Origin of the sequence: Streptomyces griseus subsp. griseus (assembly GCF_000720255.1) — a bacterium.
Taxonomy (GTDB): Bacteria; Actinomycetota; Actinomycetes; order Streptomycetales; family Streptomycetaceae; genus Streptomyces; species Streptomyces griseus_I.
Map to the genome: position 1 here is coordinate 22,475 of NZ_JOJE01000059.1, position 13,567 is coordinate 36,041.

The 13,567-nt window shown below is 67.6% G+C and carries 17 protein-coding genes; 2 read left to right on the forward strand and 15 right to left on the reverse strand.

Annotated features, from left to right (window positions below; genetic code table 11):
- Positions 1-7: 7 nt before the first annotated feature.
- From IG99_RS40380 to IG99_RS40410, 7 genes are all read right to left on the reverse strand, one after another.
- On the reverse strand, positions 8-952 hold the full coding sequence (locus tag IG99_RS40380; protein ID WP_037683403.1) for a type II secretion system F family protein: 945 nt from the start codon (positions 950-952) through the stop codon (positions 8-10).
- 12 nt (positions 953-964) lie between these two features.
- Positions 965-2,302, reverse strand: a complete 1,338-nt coding sequence (locus IG99_RS40385; RefSeq protein WP_037683404.1) for a CpaF family protein — start codon at positions 2,300-2,302, stop codon at positions 965-967.
- Positions 2,299-2,688, reverse strand: coding sequence for a TadE/TadG family type IV pilus assembly protein (locus IG99_RS40390; RefSeq protein ID WP_037683405.1), 390 nt, complete (start codon positions 2,686-2,688; stop codon positions 2,299-2,301). Before IG99_RS40390 ends, IG99_RS40385 begins: the two co-directional genes overlap by 4 nt.
- 1 nt (position 2,689) lies before the next feature.
- The gene (locus IG99_RS40395; protein ID WP_037683408.1) at positions 2,690-3,073 is read right to left on the reverse strand and encodes a TadE/TadG family type IV pilus assembly protein; all 384 of its coding nucleotides are present in this window, start codon (positions 3,071-3,073) and stop codon (positions 2,690-2,692) included.
- A 2-nt stretch (positions 3,074-3,075) separates the two neighbouring features.
- Positions 3,076-4,320: an AAA family ATPase gene (locus tag IG99_RS40400; RefSeq protein ID WP_037683410.1), complete on the reverse strand. Its 1,245-nt coding sequence runs from the start codon at positions 4,318-4,320 to the stop codon at positions 3,076-3,078.
- Between the two features lie 9 nt (positions 4,321-4,329).
- The gene (gene cpaB, locus IG99_RS40405) at positions 4,330-5,037 is read right to left on the reverse strand and encodes a Flp pilus assembly protein CpaB (protein ID WP_037683411.1); all 708 of its coding nucleotides are present in this window, start codon (positions 5,035-5,037) and stop codon (positions 4,330-4,332) included.
- A gap of 66 nt (positions 5,038-5,103) precedes the next feature.
- Complete coding sequence (locus IG99_RS40410) at positions 5,104-5,949, reverse strand: hypothetical protein (protein ID WP_078948208.1); 846 nt, start codon at positions 5,947-5,949, stop codon at positions 5,104-5,106.
- Positions 5,950-6,253: 304 nt separating this feature from the next.
- Here IG99_RS40410 and IG99_RS40415 point away from each other — a divergent pair, with 304 nt between their 5' ends.
- On the forward strand, positions 6,254-7,942 hold the full coding sequence (locus tag IG99_RS40415) for a chitinase (RefSeq protein ID WP_037683413.1): 1,689 nt from the start codon (positions 6,254-6,256) through the stop codon (positions 7,940-7,942).
- A gap of 57 nt (positions 7,943-7,999) precedes the next feature.
- On the opposite strand, the gene IG99_RS40420 is transcribed toward IG99_RS40415, so the two are convergent.
- From IG99_RS40420 to IG99_RS52250, 7 genes are all read right to left on the reverse strand, one after another.
- Positions 8,000-8,323 (reverse strand): hypothetical protein, encoded by a 324-nt coding sequence (locus tag IG99_RS40420; RefSeq protein WP_158973342.1) that lies wholly within the window; start codon positions 8,321-8,323, stop codon positions 8,000-8,002.
- A 130-nt stretch (positions 8,324-8,453) separates the two neighbouring features.
- The gene (locus tag IG99_RS51840; protein ID WP_324606168.1) at positions 8,454-9,287 is read right to left on the reverse strand and encodes a putative T7SS-secreted protein; all 834 of its coding nucleotides are present in this window, start codon (positions 9,285-9,287) and stop codon (positions 8,454-8,456) included.
- Positions 9,262-10,149: a hypothetical protein gene (locus IG99_RS51005; RefSeq protein WP_234312119.1), complete on the reverse strand. Its 888-nt coding sequence runs from the start codon at positions 10,147-10,149 to the stop codon at positions 9,262-9,264. The genes IG99_RS51840 and IG99_RS51005 overlap by 26 nt, the downstream gene beginning before the upstream one ends.
- Complete coding sequence (locus IG99_RS52240; protein ID WP_394298081.1) at positions 10,149-10,337, reverse strand: putative T7SS-secreted protein; 189 nt, start codon at positions 10,335-10,337, stop codon at positions 10,149-10,151. Before IG99_RS52240 ends, IG99_RS51005 begins: the two co-directional genes overlap by 1 nt.
- Positions 10,306-10,938 carry a hypothetical protein gene (locus IG99_RS40435; RefSeq protein ID WP_158973343.1) on the reverse strand — a complete coding sequence of 211 codons (633 nt, stop codon included), beginning with the start codon at positions 10,936-10,938 and terminating at the stop codon, positions 10,306-10,308. The genes IG99_RS52240 and IG99_RS40435 overlap by 32 nt, the downstream gene beginning before the upstream one ends.
- Entirely contained in the window at positions 10,928-11,107 is a 180-nt protein-coding gene (locus tag IG99_RS52245) for a hypothetical protein (RefSeq protein ID WP_394298079.1), read from the reverse strand. Before IG99_RS52245 ends, IG99_RS40435 begins: the two co-directional genes overlap by 11 nt.
- A 78-nt stretch (positions 11,108-11,185) precedes the next feature.
- Positions 11,186-11,512, reverse strand: coding sequence for a hypothetical protein (locus tag IG99_RS52250; RefSeq protein WP_394298080.1), 327 nt, complete (start codon positions 11,510-11,512; stop codon positions 11,186-11,188).
- Between the two features lie 741 nt (positions 11,513-12,253).
- Here IG99_RS52250 and IG99_RS51010 point away from each other — a divergent pair.
- Positions 12,254-12,943: a DUF1266 domain-containing protein gene (locus tag IG99_RS51010; protein WP_234312120.1), complete on the forward strand. Its 690-nt coding sequence runs from the start codon at positions 12,254-12,256 to the stop codon at positions 12,941-12,943.
- A gap of 188 nt (positions 12,944-13,131) precedes the next feature.
- On the opposite strand, the gene IG99_RS40450 is transcribed toward IG99_RS51010, so the two are convergent.
- A complete protein-coding gene (locus IG99_RS40450; RefSeq protein WP_037683418.1) occupies positions 13,132-13,518 on the reverse strand; it encodes a hypothetical protein in 387 nt (128 codons plus the stop codon).
- Positions 13,519-13,567 lie beyond the last annotated feature (49 nt).

Sequence of the window (13,567 nt, forward strand, 5' to 3'; positions counted from 1 at the left end):
CCGCCCCTCAGACGTCGATCCGCGACATACGGCGGATCAGGACGAAGCCGACGGCATAGAGCACGAACGCGATGATCACCGCGCCCTGGCCGAGCGGCGAGCCGGTCATGCGTTCCAGGGCGCCGTCCTTGACGCCGTTCATGAGGAACAGGGAGCCCACACCCATCACCGGAACGGCGTACGACGTCATGTTGACCTGGGAGAGCTGGGTGCGGATCTCGCGTCGTGTCTCCTTACGCTCCTCCAGCGTCTCGGTGAGGTTGCGCAGGGCGCCGACCACCTGTCCGCCCGCTCGGTTGGAGAGGACCAGCGTGGTGACCAGGACGACCAGTTCGCGGGACGGGAGGCGGTCCGCCAGTGCGCCCAGCGCGTCCTCCATGGAGTGGCCGAGCGTCAACTGATTCGCGACCCGGGCCAGTTCCTCGCCGGCCGGGGCCTCCAGCTCCTCCGCCGCCATGCCGATCGCGGTGCGCAGGGCGAGGCCGGCCTGGGTGGCGTTGGCCAGGATGCGGGCGAGTTCGGGGAGTTGGTTGATGAACCGCTCGATGCGTTTCTGTCGCTGCCAGTTGAGGAACTGCACCGCGGCCCACACGCCGAGCAGCCCGGCGATGGGGCCGAAGAAGGGTGCCAGCGTGGCCTGCCCGATGAGCCACAGGCCGGCGACCACCGCCAGCATGCCGGCGAAGAACTCGCCCGGGGTGACGTCGAGACCCGTCGCCGCCAGCCGGAGTTCGAGCGACCGGCCCAGTCTCGTACCGCGCAGGCGTCGGTCCAGGTTGCGGAAGCGGCGTCGACGGCCGGTTTCCGGGAGCTGTCCGGCGGCCGAGAGGCGGTCGACGAGGGCCGCCTGCTGGGCCCTGCCCTTGGCGTACATGTGCAGCCCCGCGACGGCGAGGGCGCAGGTCAGCAGGGTGACGCCGGTGGTGAGGGTGACGAGGGTCTGGAGGTCCATGGGCTGTCCTGCCTACCTGGCTTCTCGGGTGGTCAGCTGGTCCGCCCGGTGGGCGACGCCGAAGGCCTGGGGGATGGGCTGGCTCGCCATGTAGAGGCGGTCGGCGGTGCGGCGTGGGAGCGGGAAGTACTGGAAGGCGCCGTACACACGGCCGTCGGAGGTCATGGGCCGGGCGTCGAAACAGGCCACGGTGGCCAGCCGGTACGGCTCCCCGCCGTGACTGTCGAGCACCGCGATCTCGGTGATGCGACGGGCGCCGTCGGCGAACCGGGTGAGCTGCACGATGACGTCGACGGCACTGTTGATCTGGTCGTGCAGCGCCACGAAGGGCACCTCCACGTCGGACATCGACGCCAGCGTCTGCAACCGGGTCAGCGCGTCCTCTGCGCTGTTGGCGTGCACGGTGGCGAGGGAGCCGTCGTGGCCGGTGGACATCGCCTGGAGCATGTCGAGGGACTCACCGCCGCGGACCTCACCGACGACGATCCGGTCGGGGCGCATGCGGAGCGAGTTGCGGACCAGGTCGCGGATGGTGATTTGCCCCTGCCCCTCGACGTTGGGGGGCCGGGACTCCAGGCGGATCACATGCGTCTGCTGGAGCTGAAGTTCCGCCGAGTCCTCGATGGTGATGATGCGTTCCCCGCCTGGGATCAGGCCGGAGAGGGCGTTGAGGAGGGTGGTCTTGCCGGTGCCGGTCGCGCCCGAGACGATGACGTTGAACTTCGCCTGCACCAGACCCGCCAGCAGCAACAGCATGTGGTCGTCGAGCGAGCCGAAGCCGATCAGCTCGTGCAGCGTGAAGGAGCGCGGGAAGCGGCGGATGGTGAGGATCGGGCCGGTCAGCGACAGCGGCGGAATGATGACATTGACGCGCTCACCGGACGGGAGCCGGGCGTCGACCATCGGGTTCGACTCGTCGACGCGGCGGTTGACCGTCGAGACGATGCGCTCGATGGTCTGCATGAGCTGGTCGTGGGAGGCGAAGCGGAGCGGCAGCTGCTCGACGCGGCCCGCCCGTTCCACGAAGATCGCGTCCGGTCCGTTCACCATGATCTCGGTGATCGACGCGTCTTCGAGGAGCGGCTCCAGGATGCCGAGGCCCAGTGCCTCGTCGACCACCCGGCGGATCAGCTGGGAGCGCTCCACCGTCGACAGGACCGGGCCTTCACGGCTGATGATGTGCCCGAGCACCCGCTCCAGCCGCGCCCTGCGCTCGGCTGCGGCCAGCGAGCTCATCTCCGCGAGGTCGATCTCCTCGAGGAGCTTGGCCCGGTAGGAGGCGACCAGGTGGCCGTCCTCGCCCCGGCTGCCGTGCTCCTCGGGGGAGTTGATGCGTGCCCGCAGGCTCATGGGGTCGACGCTCCTCGTGGCTCGTGGTCGATCGGCATGGTGGCGGTCTTCACGGCGGGGTCGAAGTCCCAGATGAGGACGACGGAGGGGATCTGGACGGTGGCGGTGACCTTCACCTCGTCGCCGCCGGGCTCGGGCGAGCAGCTGACGGAGATCCAGTCGCTGACCGCGGCCTGGCAGCCCTGCTGTGCGCTCCCCCCGAGCGAGGCAGCCCGCGCCCCCGCCCGCGCCGCCGTACCCGCCTGTTGTGCGGCGTACGCGATGATGCCCAGCTGGATCCCGGCCAGCGCGACCAGCATGAGGATGGGGACGAACCCGAGGTACTCGATGGCGACCTGGCCGCGGTCGCGCCGCCGGCACCGGCGCCCTTCACCGTCGTACGACATCTCAGCGCTTCGCCTCCTCCACGGCACCGGCGTGGCCCGTCGCCTTGAACGGGAAGGAGATATTGCCCGGGAAGAGGACCGGGACCTCGACCGTCACGGTGGCATGCACATAGCCGGTCCCGTCGCAGTCCTCCACCTCTCCTTTCCACGCCCCCGAAAGGTGCTTCAGCCCCGCCGCCTGGCAGGCTCCCTGACGCGCGTCCGGCGACGCCGCCGTCCCCGCCCGCACCGCCTCGTCCGCGGCGTTCCCGGCGAGCGTGTAGGCGTACCCCACGAGCACGCACTGCCACACGAGCACGAGGGTCACGATGATCACCGGGGTCATGCCGAGGAACTCGATGGTGACCTGGCCGCGATCCCCGTGCAGCCGCCTTTTCAAGGCCATGCTCACCCCCCTCCGTCCCGTCGCCGCCGGAAGCCGACCGAGGATCCCCGGCTGCCGCGGTGGCCGGCGCCCTCGCTCGCCTTGACGAGCCCGAGTTCACCGGCGAGACCCCACAGGGCCTGCTTAACGGTGCTCTTGTTGTCGAGAGCGTGGATCCGGCCCGCGTCCACGACACCCTGGAGTTCCTTGAAGTTGGCGGGAACCGTGGTCGAGGCGACTCCGGTGCCGGTGATCTTGCTGATGAGGGCGGGCTGGATCTCCGTACCGCGGGTGTGGCGGTTGACGACGACCGTGGTCTCCTCGGCCTTGCGGATCTGTAGGCGGTCCCACATGCGGACGGTGCGTTTGGCGCCGCGGACCGCGAGCACGTCGGGGGTGGTGACCAGCAGGGCCGTGTCGGCCATCTCGACGGCGGCGGCGCCGGCACCGCCGAGCTGGGCGCCGCAGTCGACGACCACGACCTCGTAGCGGGAGCGCAGGGCGCTGACGATCTGGCGGGCGGCGCGGTCGGTGACCTCCTCGCCGCGTTCGCCCTCGCCGGGCGCGAGCAGGAGGGCGAGGCCGGTGTCGTGGCGGAAGACGGCGTCGGCGAGGACGCGCGGCGAGATGTCGGTGATGGTGGCGAGGTCGGCGACGGAGCGGCGGAACTGGACGTCCAGGTAGGAGGCGATGTCGCCGGTCTGGAGGTCCATGTCGAGCAGGGCGGTGCCGCGGCCCGACGCCTGGGCGGCGAGGGCGAGCTGGATGGCGGTGAGGGTGGTGCCGACGCCTCCCTTGGCGCCGCTGACCGTGACGACGGTGCCGCCGACGCCGGTGAACACGTCGGCGCCGTGCCCGAGATGGCGCCGGACACCCACCGACCACTGGGCGACGGCCTGGACGCGGTGGGCGAGTTCCTCGTAGCTGAGGGGCAGCGCGACCAGGCCGCGGGCACCGGAGTCCATGGCGGCGGCGAAGAGGCCGGGGCTGGCGTCGGTGGTGACGAGGATGACGCCGACGGCCGGGAAGCGCAGGGCGACCTCGCGGATGAGCTCCAGGGCCGGTACGGGCCCGATCCGCTCGTGGACGACGACGACCTCGGGCAGTTCGTCGACCGACTCGGCGGCGAGGCGCGCGAGGGTGTCGACGAGCTGCGTGGAGTCGACGACCGGGGCCACCGGTTCGGCGTCCGGGAGCTGGCTGAGCAGGGTCGTGATGGAGCGGACGGCGTCCGGGTCGCCGACTGCCGGGAGGATCCTCGTGGGCATGGCGGCCTCTCACTTGTCCTTCGTGAGTTCGTACGTACGGTCCTTGTCCGGCACCGTGCTGTCGCCGCCGGGCGCCACCAGCGCGAGCCGCACCCGCTTGGCGAACGACTCGGCGTACGTGATGCGCTGGGCGTCGAGGGAGGAGAGCGCGAAGGTGATCGGAACGGCATCCGTGGGTTCCCGGGTGCGGTCCTCCGGGTCGGGTTCGAGGGCCTTCAGGTCCCCGACGTCCAGCACTTTGGCGTTTGTTACGATGATCTTGGACTGATCGGGGTCACCCTCCCGATCACCCTCGAAGGTGGCGTACACGTTGACCGTGGATCCCGGCGTGATCTTGCCGGCGACACCGGTCGCCGCATCGATCATGATGGCGACCTCCTGCTGCCCGGGCTGCAGGGCGGGTTGGTCCACCATCATGTCGCTCTGCAGCAGGGAGCCCTGCTGCAGCTTAGTCACCGCGATCTTCCCCCGGATCTCGGCGAGGTCCGTGACCGCGTTGGCGGACAGCCAGCGCTTGGGCATCTCTATCTTCTCGAACTGCCCCGCCGTGAGGGCGGTGTACGGCGGCACGTCGCTCTTCAGCTGGTAGGCGGCGACCTCGGGGCCGACCTTGGACTTCACGTCGCTGATGACGGAGAGCACGCCGGCGAACGCGCCGATCGCGCACAACACCGACAGGATCAGAAGAATCACGCCGCGGCGCTGACGGGAGTTCATGAAACCGTGCAACCTCGTTGGGGGTCGGGTCGGGCGGGCGGGGGGCAAGAGGAGGAGTCGGGCCGGTCAGCCGGCGCGGGTCTGACCGTCGTACAGCTGAATGTCGTACCCGGGTGAGGCACCCTCGTACACGGGCGGTGTCGCGGAGCAGAACACGCAGCGGTCCCCTATGACGTCGACGCCGCACCAGTGGCAGACGGTCTGCCGCACGGACGTGACGAGTTGGTAGAGCACCGACAGGTCGGGCAGATAGGCGCAGAACTCGATCAGCTTGCCGGTCCCCCACCAGTCGGCGGACTCGGCGGGCAGCGGTACCTCGCGCATCCCCTGCGCGTGCCAGGCGGGGGCCAGGGTGGCGGTGACCCAGTCGGACTGGAGCTGCCCCTTGGCGACGAGGAGTGAGGTGTCGAAGTCGGGGCCGGTGAGGCGGGCTTCGGGCCCGATCTTCACCAACTGCGGCTGCGGATGGGCGACCACGCCGAAGAGGCTGCCCGGCATCCATGACCGGGCGTGCGACTTGAGGTTCACCGGGACGCGGTCGAGGCGGGCGACGGAACCGAGCAGCGCCCCGGCGTGGATGTAGTGGGTCAGCAGCCGCCCGGCCGAGGCGAGCACGCCCGGGCTGAGGTCGCAGGAGGCGAGCTGGCGCAGCTGACGGACGAGCACGGCGAGTCCGAGAGGCGGTAACTCCGGCCGGAACAGGGCGATCCGGTCACTCTCGAGCAGCGACCGCACGGTGTACAACCGCCGCTCCACCGCGGCCGGTACGGCCCCCGAGTACGCGACGACGACATGTCCGTGCTGCTCGATGACGGCCTGGAGCACGCCGACCGCCCGGTCGAGCGGCACGCTGGCGAAGTCGTCGAGCACGACGGCGGGCAGGGTCCGCTCGTCCTGCGGTGGCAGCGCCATGTCGGCACTGGTCACGGCAATGGCAGTTGGCACGCGCAGCTCCCCTATCCCCGCCCGTCGGCGCGGCGGGAGTTACTCCGGAGCACCGAGGTGACTTCATTGCGTGACTACCTCAGCACTGTATCCACGCGCCTGTGACCGGAGAACAGCGTTTGCGCAGCCGGTAGGCAATTGACATCGCCCAAGTCGCGGCAAAGCGGGGCAGGTTACGCACACGGATTCTCCACATCCGGTGCCCTTGACACTTCGATTGGTCTGGACCAAGTTGTGGACCTCTGACCTCCCACTCCCCCACGGAGGCACCATGCACCGCGCACGACTCGTCAGTGCGACTGTTGCCGCCGCGCTCTGCCTGTTACTCCCCGGCCGGGCATCCGCGGCGGACATCGACGACTTCAACGACATCAACAACGTCGAGAACGCCGGCTTCGAGTCCGGTCTGAGCGACTGGACGTGCTCGGCGGGCAGCGGTACGGCGGTGTCGTCGCCGACGCATTCGGGCACCGGGGCATTGCGAGCGACCCCGGCCGGCCAGGACAACGCCCGCTGCGCCCAGACGGTGGCGGTACGGCCGAACTCGACGTACACGCTGAGCGCGTGGGTGCGGGGCGGGTACGCGTACCTGGGCGCGACCGGCACGGGGACGACGGACGTGTCGACGTGGACGCCGGATTCGTCGTCCTGGAAGCAGGTGTCGACGACGTTCACGACGGGCGCGTCGACGGCGTCGGTGACGATCTACACGCACGGGTGGTACGGCCAGGCGGCGTATTACGCGGACGACGTGTCGGTGTACGGCCCGGACGGTGGCGGGGGCGGCGACCCGGAGCCGACGGTTCCGGGGACGCCCGGCGGCCTGACGGTCTCGGGCGCCACCTCCTCGTCGGTGTCGCTGGCGTGGAACGCGGTGTCGGGGGCGACGGTCTACAACATCTACCGCTCCGGCACGAAGGTGACGGCGGTGACGGGCACCTCGGCGACGGTGACCGGCCTCGCCGCCTCGACGTCGTACTCCTTCCAGGTCACGGCGACGAACGCGGCGGGCGAGTCGGGGAAGTCGGCGACGGTGACGGGCCGGACCACCTCTTCTTCGGGTGGCGGCACGGGCCTGCCCAAGCACGCGGTCACCGGGTACTGGCAGAACTTCAACAACGGCGCGACCGTCCAACGGATCTCGGACGTCCCGTCGGCGTACGACATCATCGCGGTGGCCTTCGCGGACGCGACCTCCACCCCGGGCGCGGTGACGTTCACCCTGGACTCGGCGGGCCTGGGTGGCTACACGGTCGACCAGTTCAAGGCGGACGTGAGGGCGAAGCAGGCGGCCGGCAAGAAGGTCATCGTCTCGGTGGGCGGCGAGCGCGGCACGGTGTCGGTGAACGACCCGACGTCGGCGACGAACTTCGCGAACTCGGTGTACGCCCTGATGCAGGCGTACGGCTTCGACGGCGTCGACATCGACCTGGAGAACGGGCTGAACGCGACGTACATGACGCAGGCACTGCGCTCACTGGCGGCGAAGGCCGGCCCCTCCCTGATCCTGACGATGGCACCGCAGACGATCGACATGCAGTCGACGTCGAATACTTACTTCCAGACGGCATTGCAGGTGAAGGACATCCTGACGGTCGTCAACATGCAGTACTACAACAGCGGCTCCATGCTGGGCTGCGACGGAAAGGTCTACAGCCAGGGCTCGGTGGACTTCCTCACGGCCCTGGCCTGCATCCAGTTGGAGGGCGGGCTGTCCCCGTCCCAGGTGGGGCTGGGGGTGCCGGCGTCGACGCGGGGTGCGGGCAGCGGCTATGTGTCGCCTTCGGTGGTGAACGCGGCGCTGGACTGCCTGACGAAGGGGACGGGGTGCGGGTCGTTCAGGCCGGCGCGGACTTATCCGGAGTTGCGGGGGGCTATGACGTGGTCGACTAATTGGGATGCGGCTGCGGGGAGTGCTTGGTCGAACGCGGTGGGGGCGCATGTGCGGGGGTTGCCGTAAGCAGGCAGACATGCGCTACGTCCAATTCGCGCCCCCTTCACAGCAATTCTGAGGGCCCTAGTCGATCTCGAACTGCACCTGGCGGACAGCGTTCATCGCTTCGTGGGCGATCCTACGCAGGTCACTCCGTGCTTGGGAGCCGGTTACTGCAGCCTCTGTCCACTCATCGGAGGCTGCAGTCGCCATCTCAGCAATAGCTTCATCCACCGAACGCACCGCCTCGCCAACTGAGCGAGGTATCAGCCCTTCGTCAACCACGCCGGAGACGACGCGGAACGCATCACGGTGAAATGCCTCTTCGACGGTCGGGCCGCCCCCCTCGAAGCGGCCGAGCACCTCTAGACCGCATCCTCGAAGGCGAAAAGAAATATCCGAACCCATCAAGCATCCCACCTGCCTGTTCCGTACAGAAGAAATCGTGATCCCCGCCAGGCTTGTTCAACACCCGGTAGCGCCCAGACGTATCACTCTCAACGGCCACCCGCCCACTTTTCGTGCAACTGGTGCGCATTCAGGGTGTATCTCGAGGCAACAACTGCAATGCATCCTCCTGACTAACCTCAAGTAGAGCCTCTTGGGTATAGTTTTGAATATCTCCCAGGTATGGCTGCAGACTTGAATGACTGACACAGAATGTTACGTGTCCCGTCATAATGTCACCAGACAACCCTCCTTCCGACATGGAAACATAACCCATGATCTTCTCCTCGCCTGTGAGCGCGGCGCGAAGTGCCAGACAGGCGTAAGCCAGCGAACGCCGAAGGAGCCGATCCACCCTGCCCGGCCCTTGAGACGGAAGGTCATAATCCATCATCCCCCGGCCATTAACCGTGGCCTCGTAATGCGTGACGTCCTCAAAGGTATCGAAAGAAGAACCGCTATACCCGGCATATAGCGCCACGAGCAGGAGGGCTCCCCCTTCCCCTACAATCCAGCCATCCTGGACAATCGCACGATATGATGCCGGAACATCATCGCCCCGGACCTGCGGCAGAACACCCCCGGTCAATTCCGTCATCTTCACATTCATTCTCATGGTCAGCCTTCCCGCGTGCAGCCACTTGGTCGGGTGCATCGCGAACTTCTCGCGGAAGGTGTCGGCGGCCTCGCCCTTCCAATGCGAGGAGTCCAGCGTCCGCATACCGTCGCCGACCTTGTCGAACGCCTTGCGGGAGTCCTTCAAGTGCGCGGCCGACGCACGGATCGTGCCCGGGTTGCCATGGACCAGCTCATTCGCCTGATCAGACTGCCCGAGCTGCTGCTCACCCGGAGTGGCACCCAGATCCGAGGCCAGCTCGTCGCCGAAATCCTCGTGGAGGTCAGCGCCACCAGTTGTACGGGTCACCAGCCGCCTGCAAGTCCTGCACACTGACACATCGGCACTCGCCGGTTACGTTGTTCACCTCAATACAGGTGGGCCCATAGAGCATGTACTTGTCATCCCTGGTCGACAAGTACATGACAGACTGGAAGCCGAAGTAGAAGAAGTCACCTTTTGCTGCCTTATAACGGCCCTCTTCGAACAGGGCGACCTCGTTGTCCCAACCAGCAGATTCCCGCCGGAGAAAATCCGCGGCCAGCCGCTCTGCTTGCCCCTGTGCATACATCAGTTCACGGTGATTGAAAGGATCTACTTCCGAGAATTCCTGCCTACCGACCCATCGACACTCGCCGGTTGCCTTGTGCACCGCGATGGCAGGCGCACCGTAAAGGGCATACCTGTCGTCCCCGGTAGTGAGATACTGGACAGAATTATAGATGAAGTAGAAGAAGTCGCCCTTCTCCCCCTTGCAGCTGTCCTTGTCAACCAGGGCAGCCTCGAGACCCGCGCCGACAGTCTCCTGACGGAGAAAATCCGCGGCCAGCCGCTCTGCTTGCTCCTGCGTATACATCAGTTCACCCTCAGCAGACCGGGCCACCTGTCCCTTCCGGCGATTGAAAGGGTCCACTGCGAGTGATTCCTGGACGCTGAGCAATCGACATTCGCCAGTCACACTATGTACCGAAATTTGACAAGGTCCGTAGAGGAAGTACTGGGAGTTTCTGGTCGTGACGTACTTCACCGACTGAAAAGCGAAGTAAAAGAAATCACCCTTCTTCGCCTTGCACTCATCCTCTTCGAAAAGGGTAACTTCATTGTCCCAGTCGGCTGACAACTGCCGGAGAAAATCCGCCGCCAGGCGCTCCGATTGCTCCATCGTGTACATCAGTTCACCCTCATCAATTTGAACGCCCTGAAGGCCATAGGATCGACGAATCCCGAACGCTTACGGAAGTCCTTCAGATGCGCGGCCGACGCCCGGATCGTGCCCGGATTGCCATGGACCAGCTCATTCGCCTGATCAGACTGCCCGAGCTGCTGCTCACCCGGAGTGGCACCCAGATCCGAGGCCAGCTCGTCGCCGAAATCCTCGCGCGGCCTGCCGGAGGTTGAGCGGGCCGGGGATGGGACCGGCCATCGCCTGCGAGGTCATCATGTCGCGGCCCGCGTCCTTCCAGCCCTGCTTGCTGTTCTCCCAAGCCTGGTCGAAGGACTCCTCGCTGTAGTCCGGGTTTCTCATGGAGTCCATGCCGGTGGTGGCGATCTGGCGCCATCCCATCTGCGTGACCTCGTCCTCGGAGGCGTACGGGTTGCCCACCAGGGAGTTGACGCCGATCTTCAGGGCGCCCTCGACGTACTGGTCCGTCTCGTACATCGTGCCCGCCGAGAGGCCGACGTTCTGCGCGAAGACGTTGCCCTCGATCACGAGGTCGCGTACGCCCCACTCCCAGCGCTCGCAGAACGACTTGAAGGCCGAGGTCAGCCCTTCGTGCCCCAACTCCAGCCCCGACAGGGCGAGATCCTCGAAGCCACGGCCGGAACCGGCCATGCTGTCGATGCCCAGCTCCTTCAGCTCGGAGAGGGTCATCGTGATGCCCTGCGCGATGGCCTCGAGGCCGACCGCCTGGAGGTCCTTGCCGCCGCCGCTGCCCCTGGCGTGCATTTCACCGCTCATCGCGGTCCTCCCCGTCCACCGTCTCCGCGTCCACCGCGGCCGCGTCCGGCACGATCCCCGTCACCGGCGGGAACAGCACGCCGTCCCCGTCGCTGCCCACGTCCAGCGCCACCCCGGTCGGCACGCCCGTCGCCGGGACACCGGCGTCCAGCAGCCGCGCTCCCAGCACGCGCCGGTACTCCCACGCCCTCTCGCCTTCGCCCCTCGCGATCGCGAACCTGGCCAGCGCCGACTCGTCCGAGAAGGCCTAGATCCAGCGGATACCGCCGTAGTCCCCGACCAGGGGGGCCTCGTCCGTGTCGAGCGGCACGAGTACGGGCGTACGGCGGAACTCGCCGAGCAGCGCGCCGAATTCCCGGCGGGCGCGGGCGATGTCTTCCGGGGCGGCCGGGGCGGGGGCCGTGGCCATCGAGGGCTGCTCGGGGGGTTCCGGCGCGGGGGCGGACGTCGGTGATGCGGTGCCGCCGAGCGGGGTCTCGCCGTCCGCGGCGACCGGCTCGGCCATCTCCACGTAGTCGTCCAGCCGCGACCTGCGTCCACGTTCCTGCGGGCCGCTGCCCCCCTGATCAGCCATGCCCGAAATCATCACATCGGCGTGTTGCGGAACGCAACGCGGGGTTCGCGTCCACCGGTTCTCGTCATTCGCGGATCTGTGCCGACGTGCGAGCGGTGACAGACGTAGGCCGGAAGGAGTGCGGCGCAGAACCGGCATAATTGCACTCCCGCACCTCCGTGAAGGACAGAACACCGCATGTCATTCGGTCCGCCACCTGCCAGTCTCGGGCCCGTCAACCCGCCTGTCTGGACACCTCCCACGGAGATCGAGCAGGCGCTGTTCGAGGCCAGATCTCGGGACGACTGGGGGACTTACTTCCAGACGCTCGCGCAGAGCAGGCTGTACTTCCAGATCCGGCGGGACAGGACCGACATCGAGCCGGACAAGACGTTCCCTGTGTTCGAGCGCGATCTACGGACCGGCGGTGCGGTATGGGCGGTGTTCACCGCGGGGATGCTTCCGGCTCCGGAACCGGGCCGGGTCTTCGACTGCAGGTCCCTGAGATGGTTTGCCCGGGTGTGGGAGCCAACCGATCCGCCGTTGATCGTGGTCAATCCCGGCAGCCCGTGTGAGGCTTTCCTCCCCTCCGCCCCGCCGCATTCCGCAGGGTGGGCCCAGTACTCCCGAAGCGAAAGCGACCCCACCCCCTCCCTGTGCCTGCGCACCCTCAGAGTCGGTGGCCCGCTTCACGGTCCGGTCGCCCATGGACTCGCCTGCGGGGCCCTTCTCTGCGTCAACAACGGTTCCTTGTGGAACGCCATGGCGTGGCACGGCACCGGTTACCGAAGGGAACGCACACGCCTGCGTGAGTGGTGGGGCATCACCACCCGTGACGAGTGGCTGACCGCTCTGAAGGACCTCCAGGAATGTGAGTCGCACAGCGGTGTATGGCAGTTCGTGCTCCAGTTGCGCCGCACCATCGCCCGTGACTTCGGCGGTCATGTCGACGCCGGTTACTGGCGACAGGCCGCCGCCAACGTCATCCGGGCCAACTCCGCCGGCTCGGTCGTGATCACCGAGGACGGCGCCACCCAGACCGAGCCGCGGCCCGAGTCCGAGACGGAGGCGCGGATCGAAGGTGTGCAGCGGCTGATCGGACGTATCACGCGTTACGAGGCCCGGATGCGCGCCGACGGAGTGCTCGACGAGGGCGGGTACGTCAGCTCCGTCGATGCCTGGGATCTCGGGCGGGCCTCGAAGATGGCGCGGTGGGGGCTCGGCGCCCGGTTCGGGACGCTGCAGGAAGCCGAGTCCGCCGTGGTTCAGGCCGGGCGGACCGCGGCGCGCTCGTACCGGTCCTGGCAGGATTTCTCCGCCGGCTACATCCTCGGGCGGTGTCTGCACTTCGACGAGGAGGAATTCGGGGAGTGGTACACCGACATGGTCGCCGCCCACCGCATCCTGATGACCGACCCCGGCAGCCCATGGCTCAACATCCCCTTCCGGTAGGGCTTTCGGAGGAGCACGCTCCGGGAGCGGTGTGGAAGCCGAGCTTGCGGCTGACCAGCAGTGAGATGTCGATCAGGCGGGCTTGCTCGACGGGAGGGGCCCGGTGGGCCAGGTGGGGAAATGCCCTCGCTGTAGATGGCCGAGTCGGCCTCCCCCCAGCTCACGGAAGAATCCGACGAACCGCATGGTCAGCCCATCGGGCGGTAATACCCCAGCACCGCCGCCAGCTGGGCGAACCACTGCCCCAGTTGCTCCCTCGGCTTCGCGGTGACCACGCATTCGTAGAATCTGCCGTCCACGTGGACGACGGCCATCATGAGGGCCTTGCCGTTGGGGCTTGCCTTGAAGTGGACGCTGCGGATCTCGTGCCAGGGGAACTCTGCGGTGACGTCGTGGTCTTCGAAGGCGACGCCTGAGGGATCGACGACGATGGAGTTGTGGCGATCGACTGCCAGGAACTCCGGGCCTGAGGGGGCCGGGGCCGTCGGCTGGGGTGCCGGGTACGCGTACTGCGGGGGTGGGGGGCCGAAGCCCGGAGGGGGCGGGGGCTGGTGGCCGTACGGCGGATGAGTCATGGGTGATCGGCCCCCGGTCGCTCGCGTGCGTGTGTACGGGAACTTACCG